Genomic DNA, 17887 nt, shown 5'->3' with positions numbered 1-17887 from the left:
TTCGAACTACAATGACGAGTACGGATAGCGGGGAGTTCAATCTACGAGACAGGCTTTAAGCCTAAGGATGGGTACGACTTCCCCGTTACCCTCCCGATGATCAACCGGGGATTCTGACCTTTTGAGAGCTCAGAATCAAGATATAAGGTCGGGTTAGCATTAGCGTACCTCGACATAAGCCAAAATAAACGAGTCCATTCATGACAGCGAATTACAAAGATAACAACGAATTAACAGAGGAAGAAGTTGAACAAGCTTGCGGTATATTGCAAGCTCCAAAGCATGTCACATTGGAGCAAATGGACAAAGCATTAAATTAAGAGTCCCAACCTGTCAAAACCAAAAGTCGGTTTACGCTAATGCTAACCCAACCTACAATGATTAATGCGAATATTAGGCATAGACCCCGGCTCAAGATTGACAGGCTATGGCGTTATTGAAGAATCCCCGCGCGGCTTTCAATATATCGCCAGTGGTAGCATTCGGGTGACGGCGGATTATTTCCCTGATCGGCTTAAGCAGATATTTAAAGGTTTATTGGAAGTGGTGGAACGCTATCAGCCGGAGCAAATGGCTATCGAGCAAGTGTTTATGCACATCAATGCGGATTCCGCCCTAAAACTGGGGCAAGCGCGTGGTGCGGCGATTTGCGCGGTGCAGGCGGCTGGGTTGCCGGTGTTTGAATATTCCGCCAAGCAGGTTAAACAAGCCGTGGTCGGGAAAGGTAATGCGGCAAAGACGCAAGTTCAGCACATGGTGAAAATTCTGTTAAATATCCAAGGCGAAATGCAGATTGATGCCAGCGATGCCTTGGGCATTTGTATCTGCCATGCTCATCATCAGCAAACGGCACTGCGCTTACAAAAAGGTTTAGGGTTGTGATCGGATTTTTGCGCGGTAAACTGATCCACAAAGCGCCGCCCGTATTATTATTGGATGTGCAAGGCGTGGGTTACGAAGTGGAAGCGCCGATGACGACGTTTTATAACCTGCCCGCTATCGGCGTTGAAATCCTGTTGCACACGCATTTAGTGGTGCGCGAGGATGCCCATATTTTATTCGGTTTTTCGACCGAGGCCGACCGGACGATGTTCAGGACGTTGATTAAGGTAAACGGTGTGGGCCCCAAGTTGGCGTTAACGATATTGTCCGGCCAGACTGCTGAAGAATTCCATCGCTGCATCCATAACAACGACACCCAAGCCTTGGTGCGTTTGCCGGGCGTAGGCAAAAAAACCGCAGAACGCCTAGTGATAGAAATGCGTGACCGCTTGCCGGATTTGGGGGATTCGTCCCTATCTAGTATAGAGGCAGTCAGCTCGGTTATGAATATCTCAAATTCTAGCCCCAAGCAGGAAGCCATCAGCGCCTTATGTTCATTAGGCTATAAGCCTTTGGATGCGGCTAAAATGGTGCAAAATATCGCAGTTGAAGGCAAAAGTTGTGAGGATATTATCAGGCTGGCGTTGCAAAGGGCTTCTAAATGATGAGTGCGGTGAGATGATACGGAGCGTAGCGATATGATCGAGAGTGACCGCATGATCAGCGGCCGCAGCCACCCTGACGAAGAACGGCAAGACCGCGCAATCCGCCCTAAACGCCTAGTGGATTATGTGGGACAACAAGAGCTGCGTACCCAAATGGAAATCTTTATCCAGGCGGCGACCGCTCGGCAAGAGGCCTTGGATCATGTGCTGATTTTCGGTCCACCAGGACTGGGTAAAACCACGTTAGCCAATATCATCGCCACGGAAATGTGTGTTAATATTCGCCAAACTTCGGGGCCGGTGCTGGAAAAAGCGGGTGATTTGGCGGCTTTACTCACCAATCTTGAAGCCCATGATGTGCTGTTTATTGATGAAATTCATCGCTTGAGCCCTGCGGTTGAAGAAATCCTGTATCCGGCGATGGAGGACTATCAACTGGATTTGATGATAGGCGAAGGCCCCGCTGCCCGGTCAATCAAGCTGGATTTGCCGCCGTTTACCTTAGTCGGTGCGACCACACGGGCAGGCTTGCTGACTTCACCATTACGGGATCGTTTTGGTATCGTCCAACGCTTGGAATTCTATACGATTGATGAGTTAGCCAGCATCGCCATGCGTTCAGCTAATGTGCTGGGGATTAGCATGGAGCCGCAGGGCGCTTATGAAATCGCCAGACGTTCCCGTGGTACGCCGCGTATCGCTAACCGCTTGTTGCGGCGAGTGCGTGATTATGCGGAAGTTAAGGCGAGTGGCGTTATAACAGAAATTATTTCTGTTCAGGCTCTGGACATGTTGCGTGTGGATACTAACGGTTTTGATGCCCTCGACCGTAAATTATTGATGGCGATGATAGACAATTTTTCCGGCGGGCCGGTCGGTCTTGATACCTTAGCGGCGGCAATTAATGAAGAGCGCGGCACCATCGAAGACGTTTTGGAACCGTATCTCTTGCAACAAGGCTTTATCATGCGGACACCACGAGGACGCGTGGTAACGCAGCAAGCGTATTTGCATTTTGGCTTAAAACCGCCGAAAAGCATGGGCGTTTCCGAGGATTTGTTTGAATAAACCGTTTATCTGGCCTGTCCGCGTCTATTATGAAGATACCGATGCTGGTGGCGTGGTGTTTTATGCCAATTATTTAAAATACATGGAACGGGCAAGGACTGAGTTGCTTAGGGCTAAGGGCTTCGAGCAGGATGAATTGATGGTAAATGAAGGCATCATCTTTGCTGTGCGGTCATTACAGATTGAATACATTAAACCAGCCCACTTCAATCATCTACTGCAAGTGAGCGCGGAAATTAAAAACACAAAAAAGGCCAGTCTTGAATTTTCCCAGAAAATTACCCATGATAACAATCTGTTAGTAACATCCGAAGTACGTATTGCCTGTTTAGACGTAATTACCATGAAACCAAGGGCTATTCCCCAAAATTTATTAGAGCAATTTAATTTAGAGCAAAAAACGCATGAATACTGATTTATCCATTTTCCATTTAATATTGGAAGCCAGCTTTGTCGTCCAATTTGTCATGCTGATACTGATCGTAGCATCCGTGGCATCGTGGACTTTCATATTTTCCAAGCGCAAGGAACTTAGCCGCGCAATACAAATCACAGACGAATTTGAAGGTGAATTCTGGTCAGGTACGGCATTGGCTGATCTTTACAGAAAACTGGCGGCAAAAGATTTTGAACCCGAAGGCATAGAAAAAATATTTCTGGCTGGCTACAAAGAGTTTTCACGGATGCGCCAAACCGGAACCGTCGAGCCGATGGTGCAAGTGGAAAGCGCCCAACGCGCCATGCGGATTGAGTTGTCGAGAGAACTTGATCGCCTAGATGAGCATTTGGCCTTTCTGGCAACAGTGGGTTCAACCAGCCCATACGTCGGCTTATTTGGCACCGTATGGGGCATCATGAATTCCTTTATGTCATTAAGCACGGTTAAACAGGCAACCTTGGCGCAGGTTGCGCCGGGTATTGCAGAAGCCTTGATCGCAACGGCAATCGGTTTATTTGCCGCGATTCCTGCGGTGGTCGCCTATAACCGTTTTTCTACGCGTTTGGATAGCTTAACGGGTCGGTACGAATTGTTTGTCGAAGAATTCGTCGTATTGCTGCAAAGACAGGCACATATGAAATGAGGAAAAATAAGCGCAGAAAGCCGATGGCGGAAATCAACGTCGTCCCATATATTGATGTGACCTTGGTGTTGTTGATTATTTTTATGATTACTACGCCCATGCTGCAAACGGGGGTGGACGTTGACTTGCCGAAAGCCGAGTCGGCAAACGTTGAACAAAAAGAAGGGCAGCCGCCTTTAATCATCTCTATCAATAAGGAACACCAGTACTTTATTGATCATGGCGATGGCAAGCAACCGGTTCCGGTGCAGCCCGAGGAAATCAACGAAAAGGTGACGGAAGTCCTAAGCAGTAACAAAAGCCCACAAGTGTTGATTAAAGCGGATAAAACTGTTGACTATGGTTCTGTGGTGACGGTGATGGCCTCACTTAAAAATGCAGGCATACCCAATGTAGGGTTAATGACCCAGCCGGAAGACGACCAATAAGATATAAATGGATAGTCAAAAAAAGCTTACCCAGGCATTCATCTTAGCCTTGGTTTTCCATCTTATTTTGCTGGGGTTGTTCGCCTTAAGTGCGCTTTATAAGCCGAAAGCGGAACTGCCGCAGCCGGAATCAGACATCATTCATGCCACGATTGTAGAAGAAACCCAAGCACCCGTAAAAATCAAGCCTGTCGAAAAAGCCAAGCCGATAGCAGAACAAAAACAGGAAAAAGAACAAGCAGTTGTAACTAAAAAAGCCGAAGAAAAACAAGCGGAACTGCTTAAACAAAAAGCAGCAGAGGTAGCCCAGGCGAAAGCAGAAGCCAAGAAAGAAGCGGCTGAAAAGGCTCAAGCCGAAGCAAAAAAACTTGAGGCTGTTGAAGCGAAAAAAGAAGCTGCGAAAAAAGCAGAGGTAAAAAAAGAAGAAACAGCTAAAGCTGCCGCCGATAAAAAAGCCGAAGCAAAAAAACAGGAAGCGGCAAAAGCCAAGGAAGAAACTAAAAAAGCGGTTGTTGAAGCCAAAGCAGAAGCAGCTGCCAAAGAAAAAGCTGAAGCGAAAAAAGCCGCAGATACGGAAGCAAAACAAGCTGCTGAGGAAAAGGCCGAAGCGAAAAAACTTAAGGTCGCTGAAACCAAACAATTAGAAGCTGCCCAAAAAGCAGAGGCCAAGAAAAAAGAAGCCGCTAAAGCGGAATCTGCCGCTGAAGCAAAAGCCGAAGCAAAAAAACTGGAAGCAGTAAAAGCTAAAGAAGAAGCCAAAAAAGCCGCTGCTGAGGCCAAAGCGGATGCAGCCGCCAAAGAAAAGGCTGATGCGAAAAAAGCCGCAGCAGCAGAAGCTAAAAAAGCAGCCGTTGCCGAAGCAAAGGCTAAAGCCGCCGCAGAAGCCAAGGCGGAGACCGCTGCGAACGCCAAGGCAGAAGCAGCGGCTCAGGCAAAAGCGGACGCAAAAATAGCCGCAGCGGCGGAAGCTAAAAAAGCAGCCGCTGCCGAAGCAAAAGCTAACGCCGCCGCAGAAGCCAAAGCTAACGCCGCCGCAGAAGCCAAAGCTGAAGCGGCTGCTGATGCAAAAAAAGCGGCTGAAGCCGCAGCAAAAAAAGAAGCCGCAGCAAAGCGTATTGCTGAATTAGCAGCCGCAGAAAACGCCAAATTAGAAGCTGCTGCACAAGCCAAAGCAGAAGCGGCAAGAGCCAGTGCCGCATCAAATGCAGCCGAAATCGAAAAATACCGAAGGCTTATCTCCGAGAAAGTTCACCGGAATTGGATTGCACCGCCAGGCTCTTCCGGTTCAAGATGTACGGTAAAAGTCAGGCTAACTTCCGATGGCACAGTGATGGACTCGACGGTTAACTGCAACGGAAATGAACTGTTTTCCCGTTCGGTAGAAAACGCCATCAACCGGGCATCGCCGCTGCCCGTTCCATCGGATACAAGCCTAGCTAAAGTATTCAGATCATTTACATTTAATTTTAATGCTAGAAATTAACCTTAACTATTGATAATATCTTATTGATATTCATGATATATTAATGTTAGCAAGATATAATGATTAGCGTAGTTGGTTAAATCTGTAACTTGATTATGGGGCGGAGTGACAAACCTAGGTTTGTCACTCCGAAATACAAGCGACTCAAAAGGATGAAGCTGACAAGACCTTGAAAAAAAACAGATTTAACCCATTAGAAATAATTATAACGATTGTATTTCAGACTTTAGGTTTAACGAGGTAGAAACGTGAATTTCCTTAAAAAAATCCTGATGCTTGGCATGTTAGTGGCTTTCGCACCGCTTAGTCAGGCCGAATTGACTATAGACATCACCGAAAGCTCTGATAGTGGCACTCCTGTCGCTGTTGTGCCATTTGCATCATCCGGCGCACCTGTGGATGTCAGCTCGGTAATTAATGCTGATCTGGCGCGTAGCGGCTATTTCAAAATGTTGGCGGAACAGACTATGCGGAGCAGACCGAGTTCTGCTTCTGCTGTCCAATTCCCTGAATGGCAGGCATTAAACCAAAATTATCTGGTGGTGGGCCAGGTTGGTGGCGGCGCTGGCGGTCAATACAATGTGCAATTTCAGTTGCTGGATGTGCTGAAAAGCAGCCAATTGCTTGGTTATCAGATGAATTCATCTGCTGCTGACTTACGCCGGACTGCCCACCAAATTGCAGACATGATCTTTGAAAAATTGACGGGCAAAAAAGGCGCGTTTAGTGGTCGGATCGCTTACGTAACTAACAACAAGCAGCAAAGTCAGCTCCAAGTAGCAGATACTGACGGCTTTAACCCACAAACTATCGCCAGCTCGCAAGAGCCTTTGATGTCGCCATCCTGGTCACCCGATAAAAGCAAAATGGCTTATGTGTCCTTTGAACGAAAGACTGCCGCGATTTACGTGCAGATTTTGGCAACCGGGCAACGGAAGCGCGTGGCGGAATTCCCTGGCATCAACGGTGCTCCGGCATGGTCTCCCGACGGCAACAAACTGGCGTTGACCTTATCCAAAGACGGCAGCCCTGACATTTACACGCTCAACCTTATGACAGGCGCATTGACCAAACTGACCAAAAGCTATTCCATAGACACTGAACCCGTCTGGTCGCCCGATGGCGGAAGCATCGTGTTCACCTCAGATCGTGGTGGCAAACCGCAACTGTATAAGGTTTCCAGCACTGGCGGAGGGGAAACAAGAATAACCTTTTCAGGCGATTATAATGCCCGTGCCAGTTTTTCTCCCGATGGCAAAAGTATTGCGATGGTGCATGGCAATGGCGGCGATTACCGCATTGGCGTGATGGATGTAGGCAGCAAGTCAATCAACGTGTTGACGACAGGCCCTGCCGATGAATCACCCAGTTTTGCGCCGAATGGCACGATGGTTTTGTATGCGACCAAAAAAGGCGGCACGGCTTACTTATCCGCCGTGTCTTTAGATGGTAAAATGCAGCAAAAACTGGCTTTCAGTAATGGTGGCGTACGCGAACCTGCTTGGGCACCCTAAACGGCTCGTCGAAATTACCTAAACCGATCAACAACTCAGGAACAAAGACTATGAAATTAAACAAATTATTATGGGTTTTACTGGTGGCAATATTCGCCTTATCCGGTTGCAGTGAAGACGAAGCAACGGACGGCCTTAATGCCGGACAAAATGCTGCCAGCGGCATTAACGACGCTTCAACCAGCGGATTGAATGGTGCTTCAACCTTATCAGGAATGGCTGGAGCGGGTTATACCGGCGTAACCGGCAATAATTCTTTCCTCGGCCCTGAATTCACTGATCCTAATAATCCCCTATCCAGAAGTACGATTTATTTCATGCTGGATAGCAGTGAAGTCCAACCGGATTTTATCCAAGTCATCAATGCCCATGCGAAATATTTGGTTGCCCATCCTAACCAAAAATTGACACTGGAAGGTCATGCGGATGAACGCGGTTCACCCGAATATAACATTGCCCTGGGCGACCAACGTGCAAAAGCAGTCGCAGGAATGATGAAAGCCCAAGGGGTTTCCGATGGTCAATTGACCTTGATTAGTTACGGCGAAGAAAAACCGGCCGTATTTGGCAGTGACGAAGGTTCTTACGAGCGCAATCGTCGTGCTGAATTGTCTTATCAGAGGTAAGCCTTGATGAATGCACGAATTGCATTGTTTCTATGCGCTTGCAGCGTTGCTTGTGCTGAGTTGCCTCCTGTTGTTGATAAATCGACCAATCCGGCACTGAATGCAGCCAAACCACCCGCATCATTGGCTTCAGATTACGAGATGATGAAGCGGATAGAGCAAATGCAAGCTGAAGTGCAGCAGCTTACGGGCAAGGTCGAAGAGCAAGCCTCTCAAATTGAGGAGCTAAAAAAGCAACAAAAAACCATGTTCACTGATTTCGATGATCGGATTCAAAGCATCGAAAATAAATCCGGTACAGGTCAACCATCGGCAGAAACTCCGGCGGATTCAGGCACAGGCGCAACAGAACCCTCAGCGCCTGCGGCTACCGACGACCCGACAAGTGCCGTGCAACCGCAAGATAATCCATCCGAAGCCGCCACACCTTCATCGGCTGCTCCGGGCTTGGCCGCACCCGCGCAGTCTTCAGATGTTAGTCCATCCCAAGTTTCTGATGTTGAAAAACAGGAATATCAACAAGCATACGATGACCTCAGAAATGGCCGGACAGCCCAGGCCATCACAGCATTCAATGCTTATATCGCTAATCATCCAGGGAGCGGTTACGCAAGCAACGCCCAATATTGGTTAGGCGAAGCCCACAGAGTTGACCAGGATAATGTTTCCGCCCGAAAAGCGTTCAACGATGTGGTGGTAACCTATCCTAACTCTGCAAAAGTCCCTGATGCCTTGTTGAAACTGGGCTATATCGAAATGGAAGAAAAAAATCCGGCAAAAGCCCGTGAATATTTGACGCGAGTGACCACCGAATTTGCCAGTTCCAGAGCCGCAGGGTTGGCGCAAAAGAAGTTGCTTCTGCTTGATGGAAGCCCACAGTAATTGTGAGTTCACTGCGGATAACGGAAATCTTTTACTCTCTGCAAGGGGAGTCAAGCACCGTCGGCATTCCCACCGTTTTCATCAGGCTTACCGGTTGCCCGTTACGATGCGGTTATTGTGATACCGAATACGCTTTTACGGGCGGCGAAAAAAAAACCATCGACGACATTATTGCCGAAGTTGATAGTTACCGCGCACGTTATGTCACCGTCACTGGAGGGGAACCGCTCGCGCAGCCTTCTTGTCTGGAATTGATGACAAGGTTGCTTGATCTGGGTTACACCGTATCGCTCGAAACCAGCGGCGCTATTGATGTCTCAACCGTTGATCCTCGCGTCATCAAGGTGATGGATCTTAAAACACCCAGTTCTGGTGAATTAAGTAAAAATCTCTATCAAAATATCCAGTACCTGACCAAAAATGACCAAGTCAAATTCGTTATCGGTAATGAAGAAGATTACAACTGGTCTAAGCAAACAATATCCGATTACGAATTGCCAGATTGTTGTGAAGTGCTATTTTCGCCCGTCATGGGACAGCAAAATCCAACCGAATTAGCCAATAAAATCCTGGAAGACAGGTTGCCTGTGCGCTTCCAAATACAGCTCCATAAATTGCTTTGGGACGATGCCCGAGGCAAATAACCTATATGTCCAAAAAAGCCATCATCCTCTTATCTGGCGGGTTAGATTCCATCACCGTACTGGCTCTCGCCCAGCAACAGGGATTTGATTGCTACGCCCTCAGTTTCGATTACGGGCAACGACATAACGCAGAACTCAAGGCTGCTAGTGAGATAGCTCAGGCTTATCAAGTAAAAGATCACAAAATTGTCAAACTTGGGTTGGGTTCTATCGGCGGTTCAGCCCTAACCGATGATAACATCCAAGTCCCCAACCAACTCCAAGATGGCATACCAGTCACTTACGTACCCGCGAGAAACACCATATTCCTCGCCTTTGCCTTAGGATGGGCGGAAGTGCTAAAAATAAGGGATATTTTCATCGGCGTTAACGCAGTCGATTATTCGGGTTATCCCGATTGCAGGCCAGAATTCATCAAAGCTTTCCAACAACTTGCTGACCTTGCCACCAAAGCAGGGGTTGAGGGCGAACATTTCACCATCCACACTCCGCTTATCGACTTAAGCAAAGCAGAAATTATCAAGTTAGGTGTTAACCTTGGAGTTGATTATGCCCAGACTGTCTCGTGCTATTCTGCCGATGAGCAGGGTAGGGCTTGTAGAGTTTGCGATGCTTGCCGACTAAGATTGCAAGGCTTTACCGAATCGGGTGTGCAAGATCCAACCCGTTACCAACAATAGACCGCAATCGGTCAAAACACCTGAGATCAGGTGTTTTTCGTGGTGAAATGTAATCAAAATGAATGCTCAACCTAAAATAAATCCACTCGATCAATTAACGTTCGATAATCGCTTCGTTAGCGAGCTACCTGCTGACCAGGAAACCCGCAATTATCCCAGACAGGTATTGGGTGCGTGTTATTCACATGTATTGCCGACTAAAGTGACGAAGCCAGTAACGGTAGCTCATGCCAAAGAAGTCGCCGCTTTAGTGGGTTTGTCAGAATCTGATTGCCAGACTGATGATTTTTCTCAAGTATTTGCCGGAAATCGCTTGGCTGTGGGCATGGAGTCGTTTGCTATGTGCTACGGTGGTCATCAGTTTGGTCATTGGGCGGGGCAATTAGGTGATGGTCGAGCGATTAATTTAGGTGATGTGATAAATCGACAAGGTCAACGCTGGGCATTGCAACTTAAAGGCGCAGGGCTTACACCTTACTCCAGGATGGCTGATGGCTTGGCGGTTTTGCGTTCATCAGTGCGGGAATTCCTGTGTAGCGAGGCTATGTTCCATTTAGGTGTGCCGACCACGCGGGCGTTGAGTTTGGTAACAACCGGTGAGCAGGTAGTTAGAGACATGTTCTATAACGGCAATCCAAAAGCTGAACCTGGAGCGGTAGTCTGCCGTGTTGCACCTTCGTTTATTCGGTTTGGCAGTTTTCAAATCCATGCGGCTCGAGGCGATCTGGATGTACTCAAAAAATTGGCAGATTACACCATAAATACCCACTTCCCGCATCTGGGCAAACCTTCTCCTGATGTTTACGTCACCTGGTTTGAAGAAGTTTGCCGAACGACTGCTGAAATGATTGTTCACTGGCAACGGGTCGGCTTTGTGCATGGCGTGATGAACACGGACAATATGTCAATTCTTGGATTAACCATTGATTATGGGCCTTATGGCTGGCTGGAAAACTACGATCCTGACTGGACACCCAATACCACCGACAAGGCAGAACGGCGGTATCGCTTTAGCAATCAACCGGCCTGTGCATTTTGGAATTTGGGGCAATTAGCTAATGCCATTTATCCGCTGGTTGGGCAAGTTGAGTCTTTGCAGCAAGCTTTGAACGTGTTCACACAGGTATTTGGCGAGCAATGGCAGCTTATGATGTGCAAGAAACTAGGCTTAAGTCGGTTTGATTCAGACCAAGATGATGCCTTATTTGCCGAGCTACTGGCTGTGCTGCAAATGGTTGAAACCGATATGACGCTATTTTTTCGTCAACTTGCCGAGGTCGATTTAGGTAAAGATACGCTCGAAAACAGCAATATTGAAGAGCTTATAGCACCGCTTACAGAAGCTTATTACCTGCCAGAACAGCTTACGCCAGAATATATCTCGTGCTTGCTTGCTTGGCTAAAACGCTATAATCAGCACTTAATTCAGGATGGTATTCCCCACGAAATTCGGCGTGAACGTATGAATCGGGTTAATCCCAAATATGTGTTACGTAACTACATGGCGCAAATTGCCATAGATAAAGCGGAGCAGGGTGACTTTGCCTTGATTGCGGAATTGCTGGAACTACTGCGCCATCCCTACGATGAACAGCCAGAAAAAGCACAATATGCTGCCAAACGACCGGATTGGGCGCGGCAGCGGGCGGGTTGTTCGATGTTGTCGTGTAGTTCGTAAGCTGTTGATAAAAAAAGTTATACCCAGTCTATTTGCATACCCGAAAGGCTTAAAAATTCAGTTTAAGCGAAGCTAAACGTGCATTTTAGATTAAATACCCAGCCATAAAGCCAACATTGCTCGAAAAAACAAGTTACTAAGCAAGTTTTATAATGTTGACTATAATCAGTAACGTTGATTATGATAACGACAGACGACGTTAGAAACTAACTTGGGGACTTCAAATTGCAGAAGCTGGGGTATGACAAGCCGACTTTTGGCACTATTCTTGCGATTGTTGTTATTTTTGCTGCTTTTTCTCCCGTTGCCACAGCCACAGAGGTAGTCGTCAACAAATCAGTGTCCACTTCGGGGTATTCCAAAGCGGACATCAGCGCTATCTTCACCATGCAAAAAAGACGTTGGTCAAATAACAGGCAAATTAAGGTTTATACACTGCCTGATAGCAACCCGCTTCATAAAGATTTTGTCAAAAATAACCTTAACATGTTGATTTATCATGTAAGAAAGGTTTGGGACAGAATGACATATTCTGGCACAGGAGCTGCACCGATTGAGCTTGAATCCGAACAGGAGATGATTGAAAAAATCGCAACTACACCTGATTCCATTGGCTATATAAATAGCAAACCAGACAATGAAAACATTCGCTCATTTGACTATCAATAAGCCGTCTTTTTTCGGGCTTTATCTTCTGGGTACGCCTGTGCATGTTCGTTGTGAAGGCGAGGCAAAATTTTTGAAGCGGATTAGCCGAGTCGGGCAATTGTTGACAGCTTGTTTGTTTATCATTTATTACAGCACAAGCGTTGTGGCAGAATCCACGTTGCTACCCGATGAAGTCCAAATTCACGGCTTTTTAACCCAAGGCTTTTTTCATTCTTCTGATAATAATGTCTATGGGCAAAGTGATGATGGGATTAGCCCGGGCTTAACTGAAATTGGTCTTAACCTGAGCTATCAACCTTGGGATAGATTGCGTTTTGCAGCACAAGGGCTTTATCGACGGGCAGGTGCTGTCGATAGTGGTAGTGTAAGGCTGGATTATGGTTTGGCCGATTTAACGCTGTTAGAACATGATAGTGGCAAGCTGGGTCTTCGTGGTGGGCGTATCAAAATACCGTTTGGTTTATATAATGAAACGCGAGATGTGGCCTTTACCCATCCAACCATCTTACTACCCCAAGGTATTTATTTTGATCGCTCAAGATCGCTATTGATTTCAGCAGATGGTGGCTCATTTTATGCGGAACAACGCACCGATTTTGGCGATTTTAATTTCAAGTTTAATGTTGGCAAGCCATCTAATGATTTGAATGAAATTAAAGCCGTGGTTCTGGCTAAACAAGCGGCACAAGGCACTTTTGACACGAAACCCGCCATCGCCACCCAACTGAATTATGAGATAAATGGTGGTGAATATGTGTTTGCAGTCAGTTATATGGATCTGACATTCGACTTTAATCCCGCATTAAGTGAAAAAGACATTCCCCAAAATCGTACCCATATACAGCCTTTATTGTTTTCTGCCCAATATAATGGCGAAAAAATTACCTTAACGGGCGAGTACGAATACCGTTGGAATACCTTCGGACGATTTGCGTCCCAGGGCGGTGGCAAATTTGTTTCAGAAAGTTGGTATGTCGAGGGTAGCTACCGTATTTTACCGGAGCTACAAGCCACGGTACGCTTTGATACGATTTCAATGGATATAACGGATAGAAACGGCGACACTGCGGCATTACTGGGTTTCCAAAGGCATACCGCCTTTGCATCAGATTGGGTATTTGGTTTACGCTGGGACATCACGCCATCCTGGATGGTAAGGGCTGATTATACGCGGGTACATGGCACTGCTTGGTTACCTCAGGCAGATAATCCCGATCCCAATAAAACCAAGCAGGATTGGAATCTGTATGGTTTGCAATTGTCCTTCAAGTTTTAGCTAAGATGGGAAAAAATAGCCTATTTTTCAGTTTACGATGGAAATTAGCTATCCTGTTTGGCATTGTATTTCTGGTTTTGCAAACAGTATTTGCGTTTGTTTCATATTTGAATGCTCAGGATAATTTTGAAAATGATCGAAAAAATATCCAAAACAGCCATATCAACATTGCAGAAACCTTAACAAAAGATTCGTTTTCGGTACTAGAACAATTTGCAGAACTGATTTCGGTCGTCAATAATCCCTCATCACATAGTTCAAAAGAGCAGAATCGTGGTGTTTCATCAATGGATGAAAACTGGTCGCGTTGGCAATTAATCTGGGATATGGAAAATATCGTCTTGTTTGATAAGCAAGGCACACGGATTAAGTCCTGGGGTGACCAGTTGATTGATTCAGATGCCACTGTGCAACGTGTTCTGAAAAATGAATTGCCGGAACATCAGATTTTTTGCCCAGACAACTGTTTTCAGCAGGTGATTATTCCGGTGATGGGAAAGGCAGATATTTCCGGTGGCATCAGCGTGATTCGACCTTTTTCTGATGTCATTATTAAATATAACGCAGCAACGCGTTCGGATATCGGTATCTTAATCGCTGATAATAAAGCTGAAATTTCTCAGGGAAGTCGATGGAAATATAAATTGTCGGGCATGACCCAACCGGAAAAAAACCAACCTATTTTCGAGTTTATTTCCAAACACCACAGCATTGATGCCTTTTTTAATGGCAGCAAAAGAATAGAATTCAATAACTCGGTGTATGAAGTGCGGGTGCTACCCATACAGCAAGCGGAGGCAAGCAAAGCACCGCCGTATTTTCTCTTCGTAGACGACATAACAGCCGATCTTAAGCACCTTAGTAGCGATCTTAAACGGGTCTGGTTATATGGTTTTATAGGCTTATTGGCTTCATTGTTGTTGATTTTGCTGGCCTTGCATATTGCCTTACGGCGTATTTCGCGGCTTTTTAGGGCGTTGCCGCTATTATCAAAGAACCACTTTAGTCAATTCAGGAAGCAAATAGTCGTAAAAAACAGCACTAATTTGGGTTATGACGAACTGGATAAGCTCAGTTTTACGGCCTTAAACTTGGCCGCCCAGCTTGAACATTTTGAGCAGGAAATGCGCGGTCATACCTTTAATATATTGGAGAAAAGCCAGGAGTTAGCGAAAGAACGTGATTTTATCCGACAGTTGGTTGAGCTGGCTCCCATCATTATCATCATCCAAAAGCTTAACGGGATTATTTTAACGATAAATCATGCCGGCGTTGATGGTCTGGAAACCGAGAGCAGCACCATTATCGGGAAAGTATTCGATATTTTTCTACCAGAATCCGATCAGGAACACCTGAGCAAATTAAATCGTTTACGGTCTGGCGAATACGGCGACCAAGTTCAATTGGATGGGTTGTTATTGACTGAGGCAGGAAAGCTTCGGGACATTTCCTGGCTGCACAAGTTAATGCCATCCAAAGAACATGGTGACGAAATGGTCATATTGACTTTGGGCATGGATATTAGCGAACGCAAAATCGCAGAAGCCCGAAATATCAGGATGGCGTATTACGATTATCTGACGGGTTTAGGTAATCGGCGGAAATTTCATGAGGAATTCGCCCCAAAATTAGCCTCTGCCGAACGTTACGGTTATCAGCTTGCTCTGTTTTATCTGGATTTGGATCGATTTAAAGAAATTAATGACACCAGTGGTCATGATGCAGGCGATAGCTTTCTTAAGATGGTCGCCAATGCCTTGAAGGAAACCATTCGTTCCACAGATTTATTGTGCCGAGTAGGTGGCGACGAGTTTGCTTTGCTAATGCCTAGTGCCGATATGGTGGGCGTGGAGCATATTGCCAAAAAAATCAATACCGTGCTAAAAGCGCAGACTTTTAACAGTAGCGGGAAAACTTATGCGGCCAGTGCCAGTATCGGTGTGGCGGTATTTCCATTACACGGTGCGACGGTTAATGAGTTGATGGCAAATGCTGATTTAGCTATGTATCAAGCTAAAGAATTAGGTCGAGGGCAGCACCATTTGTTCAATCCAGAATACGATTATCGAAGCAAGGCAAACCAGACCGTACGCTGGCGCACCATTTTAGATGATGCCATTGCCAATGATAAGTTTGTGTTGTTTTATCAACCTATACTGAATATAAAATCCAACAAAATCAGCCACTATGAATGCCTGATTCGGTTGCAACAAGATGATGGCCCGATGCTAATGCCATCGGATTTTGTGTTTCGGGCGGAAGAATTGGGTTTAATTAGCAAAATTGACCGGATCGTATTAAAAAAAGCCGTAGAGCAGCATCTTGAGTTTAATCGGCAAGGTAAGGAATATAAACTCAGCGTAAACATATCCAAACGTTCATTCGATGATCCAACTATTTTTGAAGATTTTGCTGTGCTATTCAGTAACCCAGATGTTGATCAAAAACGAATCATTTTTGAAATAACGGATACTGCCGCCGTTTCCAATTATCAATCAACGAATGTGTTGATTAACCAAATTAGAGGGCTGGGTTGCGTACTCGCGCTGAATGATTTTGGGGTTGAATATCCTTCGCTACATTATTTAAAAAATGCACCGGTTGATTACGTAAAAATCGACGGCTCCCTCATCCGACATCTCGACAAAAACAATGATGACCGCGTTTTTGTTAAAGCGTTAATCGAATTGGCTCAAGCATTTGGTAAAAAAACAGTTGCTGAGTTCGTGGAGAGTGAAGATATTTTGACTATTCTCAGGGAGTTAGGCATAGATTACGCACAGGGTTATCACATAGGTAAACCCAAGGCGATGGAATAGCCGTGCCAAGGTTTCTGAACGTGTTCTGCTGTATTACAATACCTGCTAATCCTTCCGAGTTAATCTTACCAAGACTGCCGCACTAACGCAGGTTGTCTTGTGGATACCTAAATCCTATGAAAAAATTAAAATGTGCTGTCATTGGTGCAGGTTATCTGGGCAAATTTCACGCCCAGAAATATGCCTCATTGCCAGATTGTGAGCTAGTTGCCGTCGTTGATGTCGATGAAGCCGTCGCTATTAGCGTAGCTGCTACTAACGGCGCAAAGGCCTATACAGACTATAAGCAGATTCTGGGAGAAGTGGATGCAGTTAGCATCGTCGTTCCAACTACTTACCATCATGCCGTTGCCAAGGACTTTCTGGCTGCGGGGGCGCATGTGTTGGTCGAAAAACCGATAACAGTGACGGTTGCCGAAGCGGATGACCTGATTGCTATTGCCAAAGAAAAAAATCTGGTTTTGCAGGTTGGACACCTAGAACGGTTTAATCCAGCCGTTTTGGGCTTAGAAAAGGACGAAAAACCGTTGTTTATCGAATCCCACCGCCTGTCGCCCTTTAATCCCCGTGCCAACGATGTCAGCGTTGTACTGGACTTGATGATCCATGATATTGATATCATCTTGGCTTTGGTGGATTCGGAACTGGAACGCATTGATGCCAGCGGCACGGCCGTCCTGACGCAAGGCACGGACATTGCTAATGCGCGGTTATTGTTCGCCAACGGCTGCGTCGCCAATGTCACCGCCAGCCGGATCAGCATGAAAATGGAACGCAAAATGCGGATGTTCAGGCCAAGTTCTTATGTGTCAGTGGATTTCCAGAACCGCGTGTTGACCAAACATAAAACCGGCACAAAAGAAATGTTCCCCGGCATTCCCGAGATCGTCACCGAAGAATCCGTATTTGAAAGCGGCGATGCCTTGCTGGATGAAATCAGGCATTTCATCAACTGCATCCAAACGGGCGATAATCCCCTGGTTTCTGGGGAAGCGGGACGTAGGGCGTTGGAAACGGCGATTAAAATTACGCAGTTATTGGGTGAAAAGTAAGTTTTGTAGGGCGGGTTAGCCGCGCAAACGCACTATTGCCAAAGCAATTGTCAGTGTTCATGCGCGGCGTAACCCGCCGAATAGGGTAACGGCGATATGGCGGATTACGACGCGCGGATAACCTTTACATCTATTTAATTCCAGTGGGTTGCGCGTCTAATCCGCCCTACGGCTCTGAATTGCCGATATCCTTGAATCATACCCTGGCCTTGCAAGATTTGCCTTGGTACCACAAAGACCCGTTTGACCGACTGCTGGTGGCACAAGCAATGGTCGCCCAGATTCCTTTGTTGAGTTCAGACGGACAGCTTTCAGCTTATGGGATTGAAAGGCTTTGGTAATTGAATTTATGTAGATACCGTCTTAAAACCCAAGTGTCAAGGCTTATTTTACTGCGAAAAGAGGATCAAAAGGTTCGCCTGATTTCAAGATAGCAAAGCTAAGATGAATGAGTTTACGCATAGCGGCGCAGGCGATAGCCTTACCATTCTTGCCATTG

At 46.3% G+C, this 17887-nt stretch carries 18 protein-coding genes; all 18 read left to right on the top strand.

What is annotated here, in order from left to right; genetic code table 11:
• The first annotated feature begins 384 nt into the window (after positions 1–384).
• Complete coding sequence (gene ruvC / locus AC1YY3_RS11510) at positions 385–882, top strand: crossover junction endodeoxyribonuclease RuvC (RefSeq protein WP_481824966.1); 498 nt, start codon at positions 385–387, stop codon at positions 880–882.
• Entirely contained in the window at positions 879–1487 is a 609-nt protein-coding gene (ruvA, locus tag AC1YY3_RS11505; RefSeq protein ID WP_481824965.1) for a Holliday junction branch migration protein RuvA, read from the top strand. The genes ruvC and ruvA overlap by 4 nt, the downstream gene beginning before the upstream one ends.
• Before the next feature lie 36 nt (positions 1488–1523).
• The gene (ruvB, locus tag AC1YY3_RS11500; protein WP_481824967.1) at positions 1524–2555 is read left to right on the top strand and encodes a Holliday junction branch migration DNA helicase RuvB; all 1032 of its coding nucleotides are present in this window, start codon (positions 1524–1526) and stop codon (positions 2553–2555) included.
• Positions 2548–2970 carry a tol-pal system-associated acyl-CoA thioesterase gene (gene ybgC / locus AC1YY3_RS11495; RefSeq protein WP_481824964.1) on the top strand — a complete coding sequence of 141 codons (423 nt, stop codon included), beginning with the start codon at positions 2548–2550 and terminating at the stop codon, positions 2968–2970. Before ruvB ends, ybgC begins: the two co-directional genes overlap by 8 nt.
• The gene (tolQ, locus tag AC1YY3_RS11490) at positions 2960–3637 is read left to right on the top strand and encodes a protein TolQ (RefSeq protein WP_481824963.1); all 678 of its coding nucleotides are present in this window, start codon (positions 2960–2962) and stop codon (positions 3635–3637) included. Before ybgC ends, tolQ begins: the two co-directional genes overlap by 11 nt.
• Positions 3634–4065 (top strand): protein TolR, encoded by a 432-nt coding sequence (gene tolR / locus AC1YY3_RS11485; RefSeq protein WP_481824962.1) that lies wholly within the window; start codon positions 3634–3636, stop codon positions 4063–4065. Before tolQ ends, tolR begins: the two co-directional genes overlap by 4 nt.
• A 7-nt stretch (positions 4066–4072) precedes the next feature.
• Entirely contained in the window at positions 4073–5548 is a 1476-nt protein-coding gene (gene tolA, locus AC1YY3_RS11480; protein ID WP_482194488.1) for a cell envelope integrity protein TolA, read from the top strand.
• Between the two features lie 248 nt (positions 5549–5796).
• Positions 5797–7062 carry a Tol-Pal system beta propeller repeat protein TolB gene (tolB, locus tag AC1YY3_RS11475; protein ID WP_481824960.1) on the top strand — a complete coding sequence of 422 codons (1266 nt, stop codon included), beginning with the start codon at positions 5797–5799 and terminating at the stop codon, positions 7060–7062.
• A 50-nt stretch (positions 7063–7112) separates the two neighbouring features.
• A complete protein-coding gene (pal, locus tag AC1YY3_RS11470) occupies positions 7113–7688 on the top strand; it encodes a peptidoglycan-associated lipoprotein Pal (RefSeq protein WP_481824959.1) in 576 nt (191 codons plus the stop codon).
• A 6-nt stretch (positions 7689–7694) separates the two neighbouring features.
• Positions 7695–8570: a tol-pal system protein YbgF gene (ybgF, locus tag AC1YY3_RS11465; RefSeq protein ID WP_481824958.1), complete on the top strand. Its 876-nt coding sequence runs from the start codon at positions 7695–7697 to the stop codon at positions 8568–8570.
• A gap of 2 nt (positions 8571–8572) precedes the next feature.
• Positions 8573–9214, top strand: coding sequence for a 7-carboxy-7-deazaguanine synthase QueE (gene queE / locus AC1YY3_RS11460; RefSeq protein WP_481824957.1), 642 nt, complete (start codon positions 8573–8575; stop codon positions 9212–9214).
• 5 nt (positions 9215–9219) lie between these two features.
• The gene (gene queC / locus AC1YY3_RS11455) at positions 9220–9894 is read left to right on the top strand and encodes a 7-cyano-7-deazaguanine synthase QueC (RefSeq protein WP_481824956.1); all 675 of its coding nucleotides are present in this window, start codon (positions 9220–9222) and stop codon (positions 9892–9894) included.
• A 58-nt stretch (positions 9895–9952) separates the two neighbouring features.
• A complete protein-coding gene (locus AC1YY3_RS11450) occupies positions 9953–11572 on the top strand; it encodes a protein adenylyltransferase SelO (RefSeq protein ID WP_481824955.1) in 1620 nt (539 codons plus the stop codon).
• Positions 11573–11797: 225 nt separating this feature from the next.
• Complete coding sequence (locus AC1YY3_RS11445) at positions 11798–12241, top strand: hypothetical protein (RefSeq protein ID WP_481824954.1); 444 nt, start codon at positions 11798–11800, stop codon at positions 12239–12241.
• Positions 12210–13517 carry a TonB-dependent receptor domain-containing protein gene (locus tag AC1YY3_RS11440; protein ID WP_481824953.1) on the top strand — a complete coding sequence of 436 codons (1308 nt, stop codon included), beginning with the start codon at positions 12210–12212 and terminating at the stop codon, positions 13515–13517. The genes AC1YY3_RS11445 and AC1YY3_RS11440 overlap by 32 nt, the downstream gene beginning before the upstream one ends.
• A gap of 5 nt (positions 13518–13522) precedes the next feature.
• Positions 13523–16336, top strand: a complete 2814-nt coding sequence (locus tag AC1YY3_RS11435; protein ID WP_481824952.1) for a bifunctional diguanylate cyclase/phosphodiesterase — start codon at positions 13523–13525, stop codon at positions 16334–16336.
• 116 nt (positions 16337–16452) lie between these two features.
• On the top strand, positions 16453–17388 hold the full coding sequence (locus tag AC1YY3_RS11430) for a Gfo/Idh/MocA family oxidoreductase (RefSeq protein WP_481824951.1): 936 nt from the start codon (positions 16453–16455) through the stop codon (positions 17386–17388).
• Positions 17389–17579: 191 nt separating this feature from the next.
• Positions 17580–17729 (top strand): PIN domain-containing protein, encoded by a 150-nt coding sequence (locus tag AC1YY3_RS11425; RefSeq protein WP_481824950.1) that lies wholly within the window; start codon positions 17580–17582, stop codon positions 17727–17729.
• Positions 17730–17887: the final 158 nt, after the last annotated feature.

It is taken from the genome of Methyloglobulus sp., from assembly GCF_964779595.1.
The sequence above is the reverse complement of the archived record's forward strand: the minus strand, read 5'-3'. Positions and strand labels throughout refer to the sequence as shown.

What these genes read in the sequence shown, in the direction of transcription:
- tolA (WP_482194488.1), top strand. Translation starts at nt 4,073, where the DNA reads ATGGATAGTCAAAAAAAGCTTACCCAGGCATTCATCTTAGCCTTGGTT.
- pal (WP_481824959.1), top strand. Translation starts at nt 7,113, where the DNA reads ATGAAATTAAACAAATTATTATGGGTTTTACTGGTGGCAATATTCGCC.
- tolR (WP_481824962.1), top strand. Translation starts at nt 3,634, where the DNA reads ATGAGGAAAAATAAGCGCAGAAAGCCGATGGCGGAAATCAACGTCGTC.
- AC1YY3_RS11435 (WP_481824952.1), top strand. Translation starts at nt 13,523, where the DNA reads ATGGGAAAAAATAGCCTATTTTTCAGTTTACGATGGAAATTAGCTATC.
- tolQ (WP_481824963.1), top strand. Translation starts at nt 2,960, where the DNA reads ATGAATACTGATTTATCCATTTTCCATTTAATATTGGAAGCCAGCTTT.
- AC1YY3_RS11450 (WP_481824955.1), top strand. Translation starts at nt 9,953, where the DNA reads ATGAATGCTCAACCTAAAATAAATCCACTCGATCAATTAACGTTCGAT.
- AC1YY3_RS11440 (WP_481824953.1), top strand. Translation starts at nt 12,210, where the DNA reads ATGAAAACATTCGCTCATTTGACTATCAATAAGCCGTCTTTTTTCGGG.
- ybgF (WP_481824958.1), top strand. Translation starts at nt 7,695, where the DNA reads ATGAATGCACGAATTGCATTGTTTCTATGCGCTTGCAGCGTTGCTTGT.
- AC1YY3_RS11430 (WP_481824951.1), top strand. Translation starts at nt 16,453, where the DNA reads ATGAAAAAATTAAAATGTGCTGTCATTGGTGCAGGTTATCTGGGCAAA.
- queC (WP_481824956.1), top strand. Translation starts at nt 9,220, where the DNA reads ATGTCCAAAAAAGCCATCATCCTCTTATCTGGCGGGTTAGATTCCATC.
- ruvC (WP_481824966.1), top strand. Translation starts at nt 385, where the DNA reads ATGCGAATATTAGGCATAGACCCCGGCTCAAGATTGACAGGCTATGGC.